We start from the raw sequence: 17,794 nt of genomic DNA, 5'->3' as shown, positions 1-17,794 counted from the left end.
TGGGTGTCCAGAGATCGAAGCCGGCGGAACCGACGTAGGCGCTCTAACCCCTGAGCTACACCGGCGTGTTGTACCGGTGACGGGACTCGAACCCGCGGCCGCCCCATTATGAGTGGAAGTAGGTCCTGCCTTCGCACCTGGACGTTCATCACTCTAGGAGGCGTACCGCGGGACGAGCGACCCAATTAATTATCCGCGCTTCTGCCTCTTCCAGGGTCCCGTGATCGCCAGCATGATCCCCGGCGTCTGAATGTTGGCGTACAGCGTCTTCCCGTCGGGTGAGAAGGTCACGCCGGTGAACTCGCTGTATTCGGGTGCCTCTTCGGTGCCGGCGTTGAGTTCGTTGCGGGCGATCGGGTAGGTGCGCCCGCTGTCCGTCGCGCCGAACAGGTGCTGCACGCCTTCGCCGTCCTCGGCGATGACCAGGCCGCCGTACGGGGAGACGGTGATGTTGTCGGGGCCGTCGAAGGCGCCGTCGGCCGACGGGTCGGGGTTCACGCCCAGCAGGACCTTCAGGGTGAGCGTGCGCCGCTTGGGGTCGTAGAACCAGACCTGGCCGTCGTGCTGGACGGGGCTCTCGGCGCGGGCGTACGAGGAGACGATGTAGGTGCCGCCGTCGCCCCACCACATGCCTTCGAGCTTGCGGGCCCGGGTGATCTCCCCGGCGCCGAACTGCTTGCGCACGTCGACGGTCTTGGCGTCGCGGTCGGGCACGTCGACCCAGTCGACGCCGTACACCGTGCCGATCTTCGTGGCGCGGGAGAGGTCGTCGACGAACTGGCCCGCGGAGTCGAAGCACTTGGGCGCCTGGAGGGTGCCCGCGGTGTCGGAGAGGGTGCGGAAGTTGCCGTGACCGTGGTGGCACTGCTGGGGCGGGGTCCAGCGGTAGAGGAGGCCGTTGGGGGACGCGGCGTCCTCGGTGAGGTAGGCGTCGCCGCGCTTGGGGTCGATGACGACCGCCTCGTGGTTGTAACGCCCGAAGAACTTCAGGGGCTTGGGGTTCCGGTTGGCGCGCTTGTCGCTGGGGTCGACCTCGAAGACGTAACCGTGGTCCTTGGTCATGCCGTTGACGCCGGCGCGGTCGGAGTTCTCCTCGCAGGTGAGCCAGGTGCCCCAGGGGGTGCTGCCGCCCGCGCAGTTGGTGGAGGTGCCCGCGATGCCCACCCACTCGGCGACGCGACCGTCGGGGCGCACCTCGACGACCGTGCAGCCGCCGGCGGCGGCGGGGTCGTAGACGAGGCCCTCGGTGAGCGGCACCGGGTACGTCCAGCCGGCGCGCGGGCCCTTCAGCTCGTGGTTGTTGACGAGGAGGGTGGTGCCGCGCGGGCCCGCGAAGGCGGCGGTGCCGTCATGGTTGGACGGGGTGATCTCGCCGGAGTCCAGCTTGGTCTTCCCGCTGTGGGTGATCACGCGGTACGAGAATCCGGCGGGGAGCGCCAGCAGGCCCTTGGGGTCGGGCAGGAGCGGGCCGTAGCCGACATCGTGGTGCCGGTCCGCCGATTCCCCGGCCGCGCTCTCCGTGGACGCGAGGGCGCCCGGCGCGGTGGCGAGGGCACCGACGGTGCCGGCCAGCGCGACCCCGGCCGAGGTGATCGCGGACTGTCTGGTGAAGTCCCTGCGGGTGAGCGACATGGTGTCTCCTGTGACGGTGGGTGTGCCGGGGAGGGTGACTCGGGCGGAGGGAGCGTGGAGGGCGGCGCACTCGGTTCGCCGCCACCGTCCCGCCCACGCCTGAACGCGAGTTGAACGGAGCACGACTTCACGGGACCCGCTTCCGTCACGTCCCCCGGACGTCACTCCCGAGGCCGCGCCGCTTCCTCCCCCGGCCCTTCCCCTCAACCACTCCCCGCAGCCCCTCCCCCGGCTCAACCCCCTTGCTGCGACCGCGCCTTGAACGCGGCCTTCCGCGCCTCCTTGGCCACCCGCTTGTCCGGGTGCAGCCGCCCCATCGCCTCCAGCACGTCCGGCGTCGCCGGATGTTCCACGCGCCAGGCCGCCTCGAAGAAGCCGCCGTGCTGCTGCGCCAGCCCCTCCACCAGTCCGCGCAGTTCCGCCGAGTTGCCCTCGGCCGCCAGTTGCGCGGCCACCGTGTCGATGGTCAGCCAGAACACCATCGCCTCGGACGGGGCCGGCACGTCCGGCGCGCCGTACTCGCTGAGCCAGACACGGGCGAGGCCGCCCAGCTCGGCGTCGTCGAGGACCTCGCGCAGCGCGGGCTCGGCCTCGCCGCCGACGAGGGACAGCGCCTGCTGGCAGTGCAGCCGCCGCAGTGGCGCTCCGGCGTCGCCGCCCCGGGCCGCGGCGAGCAACTCCCGTGCCGCGGCAAGGGGTTCACGGCGCGTCAGCCACTGTTCGGTCTCGGCTCGCGCGGCCGTCGCGGGGAAAGCCGCCATGCCGTCGAGCAGCGCGTCCGCGCCCTTGTCGGCGAGGTCTCCGACAGCGGGCGCCTCGAAGCCGGACTCCAGCAGCCGCGCCCGTACGCCGAACAGACCGAGCGGGGTCAGCCGCACCATGCCGTAGCGGGAGACGTCGGTCTCGTCGCCCGACATCGCGCCCTCGGCGGGGTCGTCGGTGTCCGCCATGAGCGCCTCGTCGACGGGCCGGTAGGCGACGAGCCCGATGGGTTCGAGCAGCCTGAACTGGTCGTCGAGGCGCATCATCATGTCCGAGACCTGCTCCAGGACGTCATTGGTGGGCTCGCTCATGTCGCTCGGTACGACCATGGACGCGGCCAGCGCCGGCAGCGGAACCGGGATGTCGGCGGGGCCGCCCTCGCTGACGCTCAGCAGGTACAGGTTGGCGAGCACACCGTCGAGGAAGGCGGCCTCCGCGTCGGGGTCCCAGTCCAGCCGGGAGAAGTCGACCTCGCCGCCCTCTCCCATGGCGTCGACGAGATCGTCGAGGTCGGGCACGCCCGCGTCGGCGAGGACGGTCTCCAGTGCCCCGAGCCACACCCCGAGCACCTCGTGCGGCGACCCGGAGGTGAGCAGCGCCAGGCCCTCGCCCACCGTGACGGTGCCCTCCTCCTCGTCGACGACCTCGACGAGCCCGGTGTCCACGGCGACCCGCCAGGCCTCACCGGCGTGGGCGAGCGCGTCCTCGACACTCACGTCCTCCGCGTCCTCGCCGTCGATCAGCCCCAGCGCCCGAGCCGCCGCCGGGAGTTGTTCCTCGACGAGTACGCCACCGGTCTCGACCCGGGTGTCCGGCCCGGCCCAGCGGGCGAGGCGGGCGGCGCGGGAGACCAGCGGGGCGGCGAGCGCGTCCCGCGCCAGCTCCGCTTCGGAGTGCAGTCGCACCGGCGGCAGGGGGGAGCTGTCTGACATCGGCTGTTTTCTCCTCAGGCGCCCGAAAGGCCGTACGGCGGCACCCGGCAAGCGTCCGGAGTCCGACGACGGCGTCTGACGACCGTACGACGCTGCGTTGAAGGCCGTACGACTCAGCCGCTCAGCCTAGACGGATTTGGCACCATGCCGCCCGGTTCATGTACCTGTCAGAGGCGGTAGATGGCTGAAACCTTGACAAGTGGCCTGACCAGGCAGGAGATTGACGCGCGTAGAAGTGGAGGGGACGCCGATTCACCGCATCCCCTGCCTTCCACCGTGCTCCATCGTGTTCACTGTTCTCCCAAGCCGGGCGTTCACTGCCGATCGCCTGGTGCCGAACCCTCGGCGCGGAGCCTTCCGCACCGAGTGTTCACCGGATGTCTACGCGCGTCGCCAGCCGCCCTGCGGGTCGCGTTCCCCCACTGCACCACCCTTGTCACTTTCGTCCCGGCACCCATGTTTGTCCCCGGAGGGATCCCGTTGCCGAGCAAGTCTTCCGCGCGTCTCGCCGCGCTCACTGTCGCCGCCGTCTGTTCCACGGTCGCCACCATGGTCGTGGTTCCGTCGGCCGCACACGCCGACACCGTGCGCATTCATGACATCCAGGGCACCACGCGCCTGTCCCCGCTCGCCGGCCAGAAGGTCACGGACGTGGCGGGAATCGTCACCGGTGTCCGTACCTACGGTTCGTCGCGCGGTTTCTGGATCCAGGACACGACCCCGGACGCCGACCCGGCCACCAGCGAGGGCGTCTTCGTCTTCACCAGCTCCAAGCCGACCGTCGCGGTCGGCGACTCGGTCACCGTCACCGGCACGGTCTCGGAGTACGTGCCCGGCGGCGCCTCGTCCGGCAACCAGACGGTGACGGAGATCGTCAAGCCGACGGTTACCGTCGTCTCCAGCGGCAACGCGGTCCCGGCCCCGGTCGTCGTCGACGCCTGGTCCGTACCGACCGCCTACACCCCGGCCGGCGACACCGCCGCGAGCGGCTCGGTGAACGCGCTGACGCTGCAGCCCAAGAAGTACGCCCTGGACTACTACGAGTCCCTCGAGGGCGAGAACGTCCAGGTCAAGGACGCCCGCGTGGTCACCGCGACCGACCCGTACACCGAGCTGTGGGTCACGGTGAAGCCGTGGGAGAACCCCAACCGGCGGGGCGGCACGGTGTACGGCTCGTACACCTCGCAGAACACCGGCCGGCTCCAGATCCAGTCCCTGGGCGCGGTCGCCGACTTCCCGACCGCGAACGTCGGCGACAGCCTCAAGGGCACCACCACCGGCCCGCTGGACTACAACCAGTTCGGTGGCTACACGCTCGTCGCCAACGAGCTCGGCACCCTCAAGCAGGGCGGCCTGAAGCGCGAGACGACCCGCAAGCAGTCGCGCGGCGAGCTCGCGGTGGCGACGTACAACGTCGAGAACCTCGACCCGTCGGACAACACCTTCGACGCGCACGCCGCCGCGATCGTGAACAACCTGCAGTCGCCCGACATCCTGTCCCTGGAGGAGATCCAGGACAACAACGGCGCGACGAAGGACGGTACGGTCGCCGCCGACCAGACGGTCAAGAAGCTGATCGACGCGATCGTGGCGGCCGGCGGCCCGGCGTACGAGTCGCGCTCCATCGACCCGGTGGACCTCGCGGACGGCGGCGAGCCCGGCGGCAACATCCGTCAGGTGTTCCTGTTCAACCCGGCGCGGGTCTCCTTCACCGACCGGCCGGGCGGCGACGCCACGACCGCCGTCGGTGTCACCAAGGACCACGGCAAGGCGGCCCTGACCCTCTCGCCGGGCCGGATAGACCCGACCAACGTGGCCTGGACGAACAGCCGCAAGCCGCTCGCGGGCGAGTTCGTCTTCCGCGGCAAGACCGTCATCCTGATCGCCAACCACTTCGCCTCGAAGGGCGGCGACCAGGGCCTCACCTCGCAGTTCCAGCCGCCGACGCGCAGCTCGGAGACCCAGCGTCACCTCCAGGCGACCGCGGTGAACACGTTCGTCAAGGACATCCTGAAGGTCCAGAAGAACGCGGACGTGATCACGCTCGGCGACATCAACGACTTCGAGTTCTCCGACACCGCCAAGCTGCTGGAAGGCGACGGCGAACTGTGGTCGGCGATCAAGTCGCTGCCGAAGAGCGAGCGTTACACCTACGACTACCAGGGCAACACCCAGGTCCTGGACCAGATCCTGATCAGCCCGTCGATCAGCCGCAGCTGCGACTTCGACTACGACTCCGTGCACGTCAACTCGGAGTTCAACGACCAGATCAGCGACCACGACCCGCAGGTGCTGCGGTTCCAGCCGTGACCACTGACTCCTGGTCCCGGTAGTCGTACCCGGCCGCTCAGGACTGGCTGAACACGCCGTTCAGCCAGTCCTGCCAGGCGGTCTCGCACTCCTTGATCTCCTTGGTGTCGGCGCCCGGCGTGAAGTCGTGCAGGGAGATGCCGACCGGGTAGCCCCAGTGGTTCCGCCCGAAGAAGCGGGTGAGACCCCGGTCCGTGCGCAGCCCGATGAAGTAGGGGCTGCGGAAGTCGACGACGGCCTCGAACTCGTCGGGCCCCCGGACCGTGACCCGCGCACCGACGGCCACGTCCTCCCCGACCCCGAGCGCCCGCCCGACGACAGCCAGGGCGTCGGCGGCCCTGGACGCCTCGGGCCCGTCGAAGGTGGCGAACGCGGCCGGGCGGGGCGCGAAGTGGGTCAGGTACTCGCGCAGGGTGTGCAGATAGAAGTCGGTGTGCCGGGCGGCGCCGTCGTACTGGTTGTCCCAGTCGTCGACGAACATGCCGCTGTGCACGTAACGCACCCAGGCCCGCCGGCCATCGTCGCGCGGTTCGACGGTGTAGTCGAGCTGGTTGAGGGTCTGCTCGGAGATGCCCTCGACGTCCTCGACGCGGTTGGTGTACCGGTGCGGCGGGTCCCAGGCGATGACCTTGGATCCGAAGGGCCCCTTGCCGCCGACCCGCGGCTCGGGCGGCTCCATCGGCCACAGATAGCCTCCGGTCCCGGTGGTGATCGCCTCCCACACCTCCTCCGGACTGGCGTCGACCTCGAACTCGCGCGCGATCTCGAATTCCCTGGAAACGTCCTTGGACATGGCGTTCACTCCTGAATTTCCGCGGTGCCTGTGATCTCTGTGGTGCCGGTGATGTCGGCGGTGTTTGTCGTGCCTGAAGTCGGTTCGCCCGGCTGGGGTTTGACCGTCGGGTGCACGGCCACGACGATCCGGTGATCGCGCCCGCCCTCGACACCGGGCGAGTCGTACTTGCGCAGCAACGCGCTGACGCCCGCCGTCAGCTCCTCGATGAACGCGGCCCGGTCACCGGCGGTGGCGAACCGCACCTCGCCGTCGAGCGCATAGGTGGCGAGCCGCTTACGGGCCCGGGTGGCGCCGGTGATCAGCGTGCCGACGTCCCGCACCAGCCGCGCCCCGACAGCCAGCAGCCAGCGCGCGGAGAGCTGGTCCCGGAAGCGGTCGGGATCGGGCTGTACGGCGGCCAGGGCGAGCGGCGAGATGACGTACGACGCCGCGGTCGCCCGCATCAGCCGCTCGGTGACATTGCCCTTGCGGCGCTCCCCGGCCAGTTCGACCAGCCCGTGCCGCTCCAGCGCCTTGAGGTGGTAGTTGACCTTCTGCCGAGGCAGTCCGACCTTGCCGGCCAGCATGGCGGCCGACGCGGGCCCGGCGGCCAGCTCGGCGAGCAGCCGGCCCCGTACGGGGTCAAGCGAGACGGCGGCGGCCGCCGGGTCCTCGATCACGGTGACGTCCAACATGGCTCCACCGTCCCACCGAACACTTTTTTTGTCCAGGGGAGAAAAGTCTTCGGTGAGACGCGGGCGGATCATTCAGAGACGAGCCCGAGGACGTACGAGTACCGACTGCCGGTCACCGACTTCACCGCGGGATACGTCCGTACGCGCTCCCACTGTGCGCCGGCCGCCGCCTCGGCACCCTCCCCCGGGTCGGCGATGGCCGCCTCATAGGACTCCGGGCTCTCCCACTCCGCGTAGTTCAGGACGTGGGTGCCGTCCTGGCTGAGATGGAAGTGGGCGGATATGAGCCCACGGTCGCTCTCCGACGACTCGGCGAGGGCGCCGAGCACCAGGTCGACCCACTCGCGCCGCCGCTCCGCGAACCCCTCCTCGAAGTCGATCCGGACGGTCACGACGAGCCCGGGGACACGCACGTCCCCGACGGCCCGCTCATGACTGCGGTACCGCCGGTACCGATCGAGGGCGACCCGCTCGATCCCCGGTACGGCGGTGTCGATCTCGTCGACACGCGCCTGCCGCTGGGTCTTGACGAAGGCCTCGTAGTCCTGCTCGCGGGCCCACTGGGAGTGATGGAGCAGAGTGGTCCCGTCATGACCGGCGTAGACGAAGTAGCCGAGCACTCCGCCCACCGGCCAGGCCTGGCGCTCCCAGGTCGCGGCGATGGCGTCGACCGCCTTCCGCTGCCGCTCGGGTGTGCCGACCCGCCAGGTACTGAAGAAGGGCGCTCCGACGTCAGGGCGGGTGAGGTCGGGGTACGTGTCGGTACGACGGGTCATGGCGGGCTCCGTTGATCGGCGTCGATGGGTACGCCGACCACCCTCCGACCTCGACCGAGGTTGAGGTCAAGCCCTGCTGGACGCCAACTCGCTTACCGCTCGGGCCCGTTGTCCGGTCCTCGCTCGCCCAGTCGCGCCAACTGCCCCTGGAACCAGTCCAGCCGGGCCTGCAACAGCGCGGCCTCGGCGACGAGTTCGGGCACCCCCAGTCCCTCGACCACGCCCGGCGGGCCGGAAACAGCACCGGTGACGCCGTTCCCCGCCACGACCCGCAGCCCGTCCCCGGCCAGCCGCGCGAACCCCGCGAGCGACACAGCCGTACGCCCACGCACACAGCCCGGACACGCGGCGGCCAGGGCGCGCCACCCGGGCCTTCCCCAGCCGGCGTCGGCGAGCACGGCGGCGACGGCACCGCAGGCGCAGGGTCCTGCTGTCGCGACGCGCACCCGCTGACGGGCGTACCGGAAGCCGAGTTCGAAGCGGATGTAGGCACCGAGGACGGTGATGTCGAGCAGGACTGCGGCCCGGTGCTCGGCGGTGCACAGCAGCCCTTCGGCTGTCGCCCGGTCGTGCACGCAGTGGAAGCCGCAGTCGCAGCGGCGGTGCGGTACACGGTGTCGCAGGCCGTAGACGCAGGACGCGTCGGCGAGAACGCCGTACGGCAGCGCGCCGCCCAGCGACACTCCGGTGAACCCGGCCCGGGTGCCGTCCTGGGACAGCACCGGGTGGGCGATCTTGTATCCGGTCGGCGGCTCCGCCGGACGTTCATCGGGGAGCCGCAGCCTCATCGGGCGACCGGAACCTCTTCGACGGAAGCCTCCAACTCATCTGCCTCTTCCGGGAGTTGGAATTCCTCCTCGTGGACGGGGACCTGTTCCTCCGCGACACCGGTGCCGAGTGCCTTGCCGAGCCTCATGACGCCTCCCATGACCTGCTGTTCGGTGACCGTCCCAGCCATGGTGACTCATGGGGCCCCGAGTTGGCACTAGCGCCTCCCGCTTCTCCATCCCTCATCCATGAAGCATCACTTATGAATATCAGGTATAAGAATTAAGTAGAGCTTCACGAATGTCTTGCCGAGACTGGTCGCATGACAACACCACCCGCGCCTCCTCCTCCCCCCTTCGGCCGCGCCCTCTGCGCGATGGTCACCCCCTTCACCGCCGAGGGCGCCCTGGACCTCGACGGTGCCCAGCGGCTCGCCGACCGGCTGGTGGCCGGGGGCTGCGACGGCCTCGTCCTCTCCGGTACGACGGGCGAGTCCCCGACCACGACGGACACGGAGAAGTCGGCGCTCGTACGGGCGGTGCGGGAGGCGGTCGGTGCGCGGGCGTCGATCGTGGCGGGCGTCGGCACCGCGGACACCCTGCACTCCGTCGAACTGGCGCGGGCGGCCGAGAAGGCGGGAGCAGACGGCCTGTTGGCGGTCGCCCCCTACTACAGCCGCCCTCCGCAGGACGCGATCGAGGCCCACTTCCGAGACCTGGCGGACGCCACCTCGCTGCCCCTCGCCCTGTACGACATCCCGGGCCGCACCGGTGTCCGCATCGAGCCGGAGACGATGATCCGCCTCGCCGGCCACCCGAGGATCGTCGCCGTGAAGGACTGCGCGTACGACCTGATGGGCACCCAGAAGGTGCTGTCCCGGACCGACCTGGCGCTCTACACGGGCTGCGACGAATACGCGCTGGCGCTGTACGCACTGGGCGGCGCCGGATACATCAGCACCGTGGCCAATGTGATCCCCCGTCACTTCCGTTCCGTCATCGACACGTTCGACGCGGGCGGCACCACCGAGGCCGCCCGCCTCCAGCAACGGGCCTTTCCGCTCACCGAGTTGATGATGGCGTCCGGACTGCCGGGCGCGGTCACGGCCAAGGCCCTGCTCGGCGGTCTGGGCCTGCCCTCGGGCCCGGTGCGGGCACCGCTGCGACCGGCCGACCGGCCGACGACAGACGAACTACTGGCGGCGTACGAGGAGTTGACCGCGTAGCCACCCGGCCGAAGACCGGGGAACCGGGACCTGGAACCGAAGAAGGGCCGCGACCCGTACCGTCGCGTCAGCGCGCGATACGACCCACGACCCTCCCCGAACCGCTCCCGCCTACACCCGCAGGTCACAGCCGGCAGTACACGGTGTACGTCAGTTGTGGCTGTGCAGGACCTCGTTCAGGCCGCCCCAGACCGCGTTGTTCGGACGGGCCTCGACCCGGCCCGTGACGGAGTTGCGGCGGAAGAGGATGTTGGAGGCGCCGGAGAGTTCGCGGGCCTTGACGATCTGTCCGTCGGGCATGGTGACGAGGGTGCCGGCGGTGACGTACAGCCCGGCCTCGACCACGCACTCGTCGCCGAGGGCGATCCCCACGCCGGCCTCGGCACCGACCAGGCAGCGCTCGCCGATGGTGATACGGACCTGGCCGCCACCGGACAGGGTGCCCATCGTCGAGGCACCGCCACCGATGTCGGAACCGTCGCCGACCACGACACCCGCGGAGATACGGCCTTCGACCATCGACGTACCGAGCGTGCCCGCGTTGAAGTTGACGAAGCCCTCGTGCATGACGGTCGTGCCCTCGGCGAGGTGCGCGCCGAGGCGCACCCGGTCGGCGTCGGCGACGCGGACGCCCTTGGGGACCACGTAGTCGGTCATGCGGGGGAACTTGTCGATGGACGTGACCTGGAGGTACAGGCCCTCGGCGCGGGCGTTGAGCCGTACCTTCTCGACGTCGTCCACGGCGACCGGGCCGAGCGAGGTCCAGGCGACGTTGGCGAGGTGGGCGAACATGCCGTCCAGGGACTGCCCGTGGGGCTGCACGAGCCGGTGCGAGAGCAGGTGGAGGCGGAGATAGACGTCGTGCGCGTCGAGCGGCTTGTCGTCGAGGGAGGCGATGACCGTACGGACCGCGACCACCTCGACGCCCCGGCGCGCGTCCGGCCCGACCGCTTTCGCCGCACCCTCACCGAGCGCCTCGACGGCCCGCTCGACGGACAGCCGCTCGGTACCGGCGGGGCCGGGCTCGGCGGACAGTTCGGGGGCGGGGAACCAGGTGTCGAGAACGGTGCCGTCAGCGGCGACGGTGGCGAGCCCGGCGGCCACCGCGCCGGTGGTGCGGGGAACAGTCGTGTCGGTCATGGAGAAAACCTAACTTGCCCAAGCCCGCGGGGGCGAACCAGCACGGAACGGATCTCAAGGGCCGGTCACAGGGCTGATCCGAGTTCGAGGACAAGCCCGCCCCAGGCGCATCCAGCCCGTCTGGGGGTCCCCCCTCTGGGGGAGCTTGATGACGAGGCCGTTCAGGCCGAAGGGGGGTCTGGGGGCGCAGCCCCCAGGACGGGACGGGACGGTGCTGCGGGGGCGAGGAAACTCCCCCTCACCCCCGCAGCACCCGCCCGAACATCTCCCGAGCAAACCCCTCGTCATAAACACCGCCGGTAAGCAGCACCTGCAGACAGATCCCGTCCATCACAGCCACCAGCGCCCGCGCGGTGACCGCGTCCGTCCGCCCACCCAACAACTCCACAACGCCCTCCGCCCACTCGGCGGCGACAGGCCGCAACGCCGGCCGCCGAAGCGCCGCCAGATACAACTCGCACTCCAGCTCGACCCCGGCCCGGTCCCCCGAAAGCCACTCCCCCAACAACCCGGCGAGTTCCCCCGCCAGGTCGACCCGGTCGTCCCGCAGCCCGCCCCGCGCGGCCACCACCTTCGCGAACCCCTCGTTCGCCTGCCGCAGCGCGGCGACGAGAAGCTCGTCGAGGGTGCTGAAGTGATATGTCGTGGACCCCAGCGGCACATCCGCCTCCGCGGCCACCGACCGATGGCTCAGCCCGGCGATCCCCTTCCGGCCCACCACCCGGATCGCCGCGTCGATGATCCGCCGGCGCCGCTCGGGGTCGTACCGCCGAACCATCAGTGCGCACCGCCCATGTTCAGCACGACGACCCCGCCGATGATGAGCACGATTCCCGCGACCTTCGTCACACTCATGCCCTCCCCGAGGAACACCGCGCCGATCGTCGCGACGGCCGCCGTCCCGATCCCCGACCAGATCGCGTACGCCGTGCCGACGGACACGGTCTTCAGCGTCTGCGCGAGCAGCACGAACGCGACGGCATACCCCAGTCCGGTCAGCACGGAGGGCCACAACCTGCTGAAACCGTCGCTGTACTTCATGGCGGTCGTGGCGCCCACCTCGGCGGCGATGGCTCCGACCAGCAACACATATCCCATGTGTACGATTGTACGCATCGATACGTACGGCCGTACACAGCGACCGCCCAAATCCACCCTCACTCCGCACCCCGCCACCAACTCCCCCGGTCGCCGGTCTCATTGAGGAAACAACCCTTCTCACGGCACTGGACGTCCCCTAGCCTCGCGTCCATTACTGTTTCAACCACACGTTCACACGTTCGCCACAGGCGACGCCGGAGGAACAGCGCATGACAGAAGAAAAGCCCCGGCTCATCCCAACTCAACCGTGGGAGAACGGCTGGGCCCCGGACACCTCGCGTGTGCCCGGGACGCGGCGGCTCTGGATGGCGGGCACCCTGGCCCTGTCGGTCGTGGCCGCCTGTGTGACCGCGATCATCGTCACGGACCGGCAGACCGAGGACCCGGTACCCGTGGCGAAGGCACCCGTGCCTTCGCCCGGTTCGACGTACCCCGGCCTCCTCACCTTCGCCTCGCCGTCGGCGTCCGGAGACACGCCCCCGGGCGGAAAGAGCGGCCTGTCGTCGGCTCAGCAGTCCACGCCGACCATCTCGACCGGCGCCACATCCCCCGCCCCGGCCCCGGACGTCAAGGGATCCGCCTCCGCCTCCGCGCCCGTCAAGGAGGCCCCCGGAAAGCCCGCCGCCTCCCCGTCCCCCAGCAAGTCCCAGGCCGCGCCCACGAAGCCGGACAACTCCAACCTGAGGTCCGTCGAAGCGGTCAACTACCCCGGCCGCTACTGGCACGTGTCAGGCGGCCTGGTGAAGCTCGATCCGGTCGCCGGCTCGGAATCCCGCGAGGACTCCACTTTCAGCGTGGTCCAAGGGCTGTCCAACGGCTCCTGCTACTCGTTCAAGACGCACGACGGCAAGTACCTGCGCCACCGTAACTTCATCCTGCGCGCCGAACGCAACGACGGCTCCTCGCTGTTCAGGCAGGACGCCACCTTCTGCTCCGGATACGCGGGAAGCATGACTCTGCTCCAGTCGGTGAACTACCCCAACTACGCGCTGCGCCAGAAGGACTCCCAGATGCGCCTGGACCCGTACGGCTACAACACGACCAACCGGCAGGACTTCTCCTTCCGCGTGGTTGCCCCACTGGCCTGAGACGCACACGAAAGCGGCGGCACCCGAGCAGGGTGCCGCCGCTTTCGTGTGCGCGACGTGCGGGAAACACAGGACCTCAGACGTTGAACCCGAGCGCCCGAAGCTGGTCCCGTCCGTCGTCCGTGATCTTGTCCGGGCCCCACGGCGGCATCCACACCCAGTTGATGCGCAGTTCGTTGACGATGCCGTCCGTGGCGGACTTGGCCTGGTCCTCGATGACGTCCGTGAGCGGGCAGGCCGCCGACGTCAGGGTCATGTCGATCGTCGCGATGTTCGCGTCGTCGACGTGGATGCCGTAGATCAGGCCCAGATTGACGACGTCGATGCCCAGTTCGGGGTCGACGACGTCGTACAGCGCCTCGCGGACCTCGTCCTCCGAGGCCGGCTTCATCTCAATGGTCTCGCTCATGCCGTCTTCCTTTCGGCGGCGTCCGAGCCCAGGGCCTGGGCCGTCGCGTCCTTCCACGCCATCCAGCTGAGCAGCGCGCACTTCACCCGGGCCGGGTACTTGGAGACACCGGCGAACGCGACAGCGTCCTCCAGCACCTCCTCCATCGCGTCGTCCGGTTCGAGCCGGCCCTTGGACTGCATCAGCTCCAGGAAGGTCTCCTGGATCTTCTGCGCCTCGGACAGTTCCTTGCCGACCAGAAGCTCGTTCAGCACGGAGGCCGATGCCTGGCTGATCGAGCAGCCCTGCCCCTCGTACGAGACGTCGCTGATCGTCGTACCGTCGTACTTCACGCGCAGGGTGATCTCGTCGCCGCATGTCGGGTTGACGTGGTGCACCTCGGCGTCGCCGTCCCGGAGACCGCGCCCGTGCGGGTGCTTGTAGTGGTCCAGGATGACTTCCTGGTACATCGAATCCAGTTTCACACCCATCGACCTCGCGTCTCTACCAAGGCTCGCACCACGTGTATTTTCGGCCGGGGGTCCGGGGGTTGTCCCCCGGGAAAACACAGCACGACTCAGCCAGCTCCTCAGCCGAAGAAGTTCCGTACGTGCTCCAGGCCGTCGATCAAAGCATCGATCTCGGTCGGCGTGGAGTACAGATAGAACGACGCTCGCGTGGTCGCGGGAATTCCGTAGCGCAGGCAGACCGGCCGGGCGCAGTGGTGGCCGACCCGGACCGCTATGCCCTGCTCGTCGAGGACCTGGCCCACGTCGTGCGGATGGATGTCACCGAGGGTGAAGGAGATCGCCGCGCCCCGGTCCTCGGCCGTGGACGGGCCGATGATCCGCAGACCGGGGACCTCGCCGAGCCGCTTCACCGCGTACTCGGTGAGCGCGTGCTCATGGGCGAGGATCTTGTCCATGCCGATCGCGGAGAGATAGTCGATCGCCGCACCGAGGCCGACCGCCTGCGCGATCGGCGGAGTGCCCGCCTCGAACTTGTGCGGGGCCGGAGCATACGTCGACGAGTGCATCGACACGGTCTCGATCATCTCGCCGCCGCCCAAGAACGGCGGGAGGTCCTCCAGCAGCTCCTGGCGGCCCCACAGCACCCCGATGCCCGTCGGGCCGCACATCTTGTGACCGGTGAAGGCCACGAAGTCGGCCTGGAGGGCCTGGACGTCCAGCGGCATGTGCGGGGCGGCCTGCGAGGCGTCGATCAGGACCAGGGCCCCGACCTCCTGCGCCCGGCGCACGATCTTCTCGACCGGGTTGACCGTGCCGAGGATGTTGGAGACCAGCACGAAGGAGACGATCTTCGTCTTCTCGGTGATGACCTCGTCTATGTTCGACAGGTCGAGGCGGCCGTCGTCGGTCAGGCCGAACCACTTCAGCTTCGCTCCCGTGCGCTGCGCGAGCAGCTGCCACGGCACGATGTTGGAGTGGTGCTCCATCTCCGTGATGACGATCTCGGTCTCGTGGTCGACCCGGTAGGGCTCGTCGGCCCAGCCCAGCATGTTGGCCACGAGGTTGAGCGACTCGGAGGCGTTCTTGGTGAAGATCACCTCGTCGCGGCTGGGCGCGTTGATGAACGCGGCGACCTTGTCGCGCGCGCCCTCGTACAGCGCCGTGGCCTCCTCCGCGAGCACATGGATGCCACGGTGCACGTTGGCGTTGTGCTGCTCGTAGTACTCGGAGAGAGTGTCGATCACCTGGCGGGGCGTCTGCGAGGTCGCCGCGTTGTCCAGGTAGACGAGCTTCTTGCCGTCGTGGATCACCCGGTCGAGGATCGGGAAGTCCTTACGGATCGCCTCGGTGTCGAGGAGGCCAGGCAGCTGTGTCACGCTACTTCCTCCCCTGAGTTCGCTCCGCTCACGGGGCCACCCTTCACGTCGTACGACTCGTAACCCTCGTTCTCCAGCTTGTCGGCGAGCTCGGGGCCACCCGACTCCACGATCCGGCCGGCCGAGAACACGTGGACGTGGTCGGGCTTGATGTAGCGCAGGATGCGCGTGTAGTGCGTGATCAGCAGGGTGCCGACCTCGCCGCTCTCGCGGACGCGGTTGACGCCCTCGGAGACGATACGCAGCGCGTCGACGTCCAGACCGGAGTCCGTCTCGTCCAGGATCGCGATCTTCGGCTTGAGCAGCTCCAGCTGGAGGATCTCGTGGCGCTTCTTCTCACCGCCGGAGAAGCCCTCGTTGACGTTGCGCTCGGCGAAGGTGGGGTCCATGTTGAGGCGCTGCATGGCCTCCTTGACCTCCTTGACCCACAGGCGCAGCTTCGGCGCCTCACCGCGGATGGCGGTGGCGGACGTACGAAGGAAGTTGGAGACGGAGACGCCGGGGATCTCGACCGGGTACTGCATCGCCAGGAACAGGCCCGCGCGGGCGCGCTCGTCGACGGACATCTCCAGGACGTTCTCGCCGTCGAGCAGCACGGTGCCGCCGGTGATCGTGTACTTCGGGTGACCCGCGAGCGAGTAGGCGAGGGTCGACTTGCCGGAGCCGTTGGGGCCCATGATGGCGTGGGTCTCGCCCTGCTTCACGGTGAGGTCGACGCCCTTGAGGATCTCCTTCGTGGCGTTGTCGGCCTCGACGGTGACGTGCAGGTCGTGGATTTCAAGCGTTGCCATGGGTTCCTCAGGACTCCTGGGTGAGGGAGACGAGCACGTCGTCCCCTTCGATCTTTACGGGGTATACGGGGACGGGGCGCGTCGCGGGAAGGCCGGACGGCTTGCCGGTGCGGAGGTCGAAGCTGGAGCCGTGCAGCCAGCACTCGATCTGACAGTCCTCCACCTCGCCCTCGGAGAGCGAGACGTTCGCGTGCGAGCAGATGTCGTGGATCGCGAACACCTCACCCTCGGTACGGACGACCGAGACCGGCGTGCCGTCGAGTTCCACCCGCTTCGGGGTGTCCTCGTCCAGCTCGCTCAGCCCGCAGGCGCGTACGAAGGTCGGAGCGGCAGTCATCAGACGGACGCCTCCAGCTCCTCGTCGATCTTCGTGAGAAGGCGCTCCTGGATGTCGTCGACGCCGATCTGCTGGACCAGCTCGGCGAAGAAGCCGCGGACGACCAGCCGACGGGCGTCGTCGGCCGGGATACCGCGGGCCATCAGATAGAACAGCTGCTCGTCGTCGAACCGCCCGGTGGCACTCGCGTGCCCGGCGCCGACGATCTCACCGGTCTCGATCTCGAGGTTCGGTACGGAGTCCACGCGGGCGCCGTCCGTGAGAACCAGGTTGCGGTTCAGCTCGTAGGTGTCGGTGCCCTCGGCCTTGGCCTCGATGAGCACGTCGCCGATCCACACGGCGTGGGCGCCCTCGCCCTGGAGCGCGCCCTTGTAGGCCACGTTCGACTTGCAGTGCGGGGTGTTGTGGTCGACGAGGAGGCGGTGCTCCTGGTGCTGGCCGGCGTCCGTGAAGTACAGGCCGAACAGCTCGGCCTCGCCGCCGGGGCCGGCGTAGGAGACGCGCGGGTGCAGGCGTACCAGGTCACCGCCGAAGGTGACCACGAACGACTTGAAGGTGGCGTCACGGCCGATCAGCGCGTTGTGCTGACCGACGTGCACGGCCTGGTCGTCCCAGTCCTGGACGGAGACGACGGTGAGCTTGGCGCCGTCGCCGAGGACGTACTCGACGTTGGCGGCGAGCACGGCGTCACCGGTGTGGTCGATGACGACGACGGCTTCGGCGAAGGCGCCCAGCTCGATGATCTGGTGGCCGTAGGCCACCCCGCCCTCGCCGTGCACGGCGACGCGGATCGGCTCGGTGAGGACCGTCTCCTTGGGGACAGTGATCACACCGGCCGCCTCGAAGGCGGAGTACGCCTGGGCGGCGACGCGGTCCACGGGGGTGCCGGCGCGGCCGAGGCGCGCGTCGTCACGGCCGACGGCCTCGACGGTGACGCCCTCGGGTGCCTGGACGTCCACCTTCACACCGGCGCCGGTGGCGACGGCGGTGCCGTCGTGCAGCCCGCGCAGGCGCTCCAGCGGGGTGAACCGCCACTCCTCCTCGCGGCCGTGGGGGACGGGGAAGTCCGCCACGTCGAAGGACGGCGGCGCGCTCATGCGCGTCGCTACGGTCGACTCGGCGGCAGCGGCCACCGCGATCGAGCCGGCGGTGGTGCTGCCCACCGGAATGTTCTGAGCCTCAGCCATGGCTGTCGGTCTGCTCTCTTCCCTGCGTAAGTGACTTGTTG

Annotated in this window: 19 protein-coding genes; 3 read left to right on the top strand and 16 right to left on the bottom strand. The window is 69.4% G+C overall.

Translation table 11 applies throughout. From position 1 onward, the window contains the following. Positions 1-189 precede the first annotated feature (189 nt). Positions 190-1,632: an alkaline phosphatase PhoX gene (locus ACW4TU_RS35075; RefSeq protein ID WP_457419886.1), complete on the bottom strand. Its 1,443-nt coding sequence runs from the start codon at positions 1,630-1,632 to the stop codon at positions 190-192. A 233-nt stretch (positions 1,633-1,865) separates the two neighbouring features. Further along, positions 1,866-3,326, bottom strand: a complete 1,461-nt coding sequence (locus ACW4TU_RS35070; protein WP_457419884.1) for a hypothetical protein — start codon at positions 3,324-3,326, stop codon at positions 1,866-1,868. A gap of 480 nt (positions 3,327-3,806) precedes the next feature. Here ACW4TU_RS35070 and ACW4TU_RS35065 point away from each other — a divergent pair, with 480 nt between their 5' ends. After that, positions 3,807-5,636, top strand: coding sequence for an endonuclease/exonuclease/phosphatase family protein (locus ACW4TU_RS35065; protein WP_457419882.1), 1,830 nt, complete (start codon positions 3,807-3,809; stop codon positions 5,634-5,636). 37 nt (positions 5,637-5,673) lie between these two features. On the opposite strand, the gene ACW4TU_RS35060 is transcribed toward ACW4TU_RS35065, so the two are convergent. The 5 genes from ACW4TU_RS35060 to ACW4TU_RS35040 all read right to left on the bottom strand — a co-directional run bounded on the left by ACW4TU_RS35060 (position 5,674) and on the right by ACW4TU_RS35040 (position 8,840). Continuing rightward, positions 5,674-6,429, bottom strand: coding sequence for an SRPBCC family protein (locus ACW4TU_RS35060; protein ID WP_457419880.1), 756 nt, complete (start codon positions 6,427-6,429; stop codon positions 5,674-5,676). 5 nt (positions 6,430-6,434) lie between these two features. Next, on the bottom strand, positions 6,435-7,106 hold the full coding sequence (locus ACW4TU_RS35055) for an ArsR/SmtB family transcription factor (protein ID WP_457419878.1): 672 nt from the start codon (positions 7,104-7,106) through the stop codon (positions 6,435-6,437). A gap of 68 nt (positions 7,107-7,174) precedes the next feature. Further along, complete coding sequence (locus ACW4TU_RS35050) at positions 7,175-7,882, bottom strand: antibiotic biosynthesis monooxygenase (protein WP_457419876.1); 708 nt, start codon at positions 7,880-7,882, stop codon at positions 7,175-7,177. 92 nt (positions 7,883-7,974) lie between these two features. Beyond that, positions 7,975-8,670 carry a hypothetical protein gene (locus ACW4TU_RS35045; protein ID WP_457419874.1) on the bottom strand — a complete coding sequence of 232 codons (696 nt, stop codon included), beginning with the start codon at positions 8,668-8,670 and terminating at the stop codon, positions 7,975-7,977. Next, positions 8,667-8,840: a hypothetical protein gene (locus ACW4TU_RS35040; protein WP_457419872.1), complete on the bottom strand. Its 174-nt coding sequence runs from the start codon at positions 8,838-8,840 to the stop codon at positions 8,667-8,669. Before ACW4TU_RS35040 ends, ACW4TU_RS35045 begins: the two co-directional genes overlap by 4 nt. A gap of 132 nt (positions 8,841-8,972) precedes the next feature. On the opposite strand from ACW4TU_RS35040, the gene dapA reads away from it, so the two are divergent. After that, positions 8,973-9,875, top strand: a complete 903-nt coding sequence (gene dapA / locus ACW4TU_RS35035) for a 4-hydroxy-tetrahydrodipicolinate synthase (protein ID WP_457419870.1) — start codon at positions 8,973-8,975, stop codon at positions 9,873-9,875. Between the two features lie 150 nt (positions 9,876-10,025). Here dapA and dapD read toward each other — a convergent pair whose 3' ends face one another. The 3 genes from dapD to ACW4TU_RS35020 all read right to left on the bottom strand — a co-directional run bounded on the left by dapD (position 10,026) and on the right by ACW4TU_RS35020 (position 12,113). Next, the gene (dapD, locus tag ACW4TU_RS35030) at positions 10,026-11,015 is read right to left on the bottom strand and encodes a 2,3,4,5-tetrahydropyridine-2,6-dicarboxylate N-succinyltransferase (protein WP_457419868.1); all 990 of its coding nucleotides are present in this window, start codon (positions 11,013-11,015) and stop codon (positions 10,026-10,028) included. A 238-nt stretch (positions 11,016-11,253) separates the two neighbouring features. Then, complete coding sequence (locus ACW4TU_RS35025) at positions 11,254-11,793, bottom strand: TetR/AcrR family transcriptional regulator (protein WP_457419866.1); 540 nt, start codon at positions 11,791-11,793, stop codon at positions 11,254-11,256. Beyond that, entirely contained in the window at positions 11,793-12,113 is a 321-nt protein-coding gene (locus ACW4TU_RS35020) for a DMT family transporter (protein WP_164316260.1), read from the bottom strand. The genes ACW4TU_RS35025 and ACW4TU_RS35020 overlap by 1 nt, the downstream gene beginning before the upstream one ends. 212 nt (positions 12,114-12,325) lie before the next feature. Here ACW4TU_RS35020 and ACW4TU_RS35015 point away from each other — a divergent pair, with 212 nt between their 5' ends. Further along, positions 12,326-13,204: an AbfB domain-containing protein gene (locus ACW4TU_RS35015; RefSeq protein WP_457419864.1), complete on the top strand. Its 879-nt coding sequence runs from the start codon at positions 12,326-12,328 to the stop codon at positions 13,202-13,204. Positions 13,205-13,280: 76 nt separating this feature from the next. On the opposite strand, the gene ACW4TU_RS35010 is transcribed toward ACW4TU_RS35015, so the two are convergent. The 6 genes from ACW4TU_RS35010 to sufD all read right to left on the bottom strand — a co-directional run bounded on the left by ACW4TU_RS35010 (position 13,281) and on the right by sufD (position 17,753). After that, the gene (locus ACW4TU_RS35010) at positions 13,281-13,613 is read right to left on the bottom strand and encodes a metal-sulfur cluster assembly factor (RefSeq protein WP_164316258.1); all 333 of its coding nucleotides are present in this window, start codon (positions 13,611-13,613) and stop codon (positions 13,281-13,283) included. Beyond that, positions 13,610-14,077: a Fe-S cluster assembly sulfur transfer protein SufU gene (sufU, locus tag ACW4TU_RS35005; protein WP_457419862.1), complete on the bottom strand. Its 468-nt coding sequence runs from the start codon at positions 14,075-14,077 to the stop codon at positions 13,610-13,612. Before sufU ends, ACW4TU_RS35010 begins: the two co-directional genes overlap by 4 nt. A 104-nt stretch (positions 14,078-14,181) precedes the next feature. Further along, positions 14,182-15,438, bottom strand: coding sequence for a cysteine desulfurase (locus ACW4TU_RS35000; protein ID WP_457419860.1), 1,257 nt, complete (start codon positions 15,436-15,438; stop codon positions 14,182-14,184). Next, positions 15,435-16,229 (bottom strand): Fe-S cluster assembly ATPase SufC, encoded by a 795-nt coding sequence (sufC, locus tag ACW4TU_RS34995; protein WP_457419858.1) that lies wholly within the window; start codon positions 16,227-16,229, stop codon positions 15,435-15,437. The genes ACW4TU_RS35000 and sufC overlap by 4 nt, the downstream gene beginning before the upstream one ends. 7 nt (positions 16,230-16,236) lie before the next feature. Further along, a complete protein-coding gene (locus tag ACW4TU_RS34990; protein WP_053741505.1) occupies positions 16,237-16,566 on the bottom strand; it encodes a non-heme iron oxygenase ferredoxin subunit in 330 nt (109 codons plus the stop codon). After that, entirely contained in the window at positions 16,566-17,753 is a 1,188-nt protein-coding gene (gene sufD, locus ACW4TU_RS34985; protein WP_457419856.1) for a Fe-S cluster assembly protein SufD, read from the bottom strand. The genes ACW4TU_RS34990 and sufD overlap by 1 nt, the downstream gene beginning before the upstream one ends. Between the last annotated feature and the right edge of the window lie 41 nt (positions 17,754-17,794).

The organism is Streptomyces kryoterrae (genome assembly GCF_054072135.1).
This window is presented reverse-complemented; position numbering and strand designations above follow the sequence as displayed.

Coding starts and splice junctions, on each gene's coding strand:
- ACW4TU_RS35075 (WP_457419886.1), bottom strand. CDS start 1,632: ATGTCGCTCACCCGCAGGGACTTCACCAGACAGTCCGCGATCACCTCG.
- ACW4TU_RS35070 (WP_457419884.1), bottom strand. CDS start 3,326: ATGTCAGACAGCTCCCCCCTGCCGCCGGTGCGACTGCACTCCGAAGCG.
- ACW4TU_RS35060 (WP_457419880.1), bottom strand. CDS start 6,429: ATGTCCAAGGACGTTTCCAGGGAATTCGAGATCGCGCGCGAGTTCGAG.
- ACW4TU_RS35055 (WP_457419878.1), bottom strand. CDS start 7,106: ATGTTGGACGTCACCGTGATCGAGGACCCGGCGGCCGCCGCCGTCTCG.
- ACW4TU_RS35050 (WP_457419876.1), bottom strand. CDS start 7,882: ATGACCCGTCGTACCGACACGTACCCCGACCTCACCCGCCCTGACGTC.
- ACW4TU_RS35045 (WP_457419874.1), bottom strand. CDS start 8,670: ATGAGGCTGCGGCTCCCCGATGAACGTCCGGCGGAGCCGCCGACCGGA.
- ACW4TU_RS35040 (WP_457419872.1), bottom strand. CDS start 8,840: ATGGCTGGGACGGTCACCGAACAGCAGGTCATGGGAGGCGTCATGAGG.
- dapA (WP_457419870.1), top strand. CDS start 8,973: ATGACAACACCACCCGCGCCTCCTCCTCCCCCCTTCGGCCGCGCCCTC.
- dapD (WP_457419868.1), bottom strand. CDS start 11,015: ATGACCGACACGACTGTTCCCCGCACCACCGGCGCGGTGGCCGCCGGG.
- ACW4TU_RS35025 (WP_457419866.1), bottom strand. CDS start 11,793: ATGGTTCGGCGGTACGACCCCGAGCGGCGCCGGCGGATCATCGACGCG.
- ACW4TU_RS35020 (WP_164316260.1), bottom strand. CDS start 12,113: ATGGGATATGTGTTGCTGGTCGGAGCCATCGCCGCCGAGGTGGGCGCC.
- ACW4TU_RS35015 (WP_457419864.1), top strand. CDS start 12,326: ATGACAGAAGAAAAGCCCCGGCTCATCCCAACTCAACCGTGGGAGAAC.
- ACW4TU_RS35010 (WP_164316258.1), bottom strand. CDS start 13,613: ATGAGCGAGACCATTGAGATGAAGCCGGCCTCGGAGGACGAGGTCCGC.
- sufC (WP_457419858.1), bottom strand. CDS start 16,229: ATGGCAACGCTTGAAATCCACGACCTGCACGTCACCGTCGAGGCCGAC.
- ACW4TU_RS34990 (WP_053741505.1), bottom strand. CDS start 16,566: ATGACTGCCGCTCCGACCTTCGTACGCGCCTGCGGGCTGAGCGAGCTG.
- sufD (WP_457419856.1), bottom strand. CDS start 17,753: ATGGCTGAGGCTCAGAACATTCCGGTGGGCAGCACCACCGCCGGCTCG.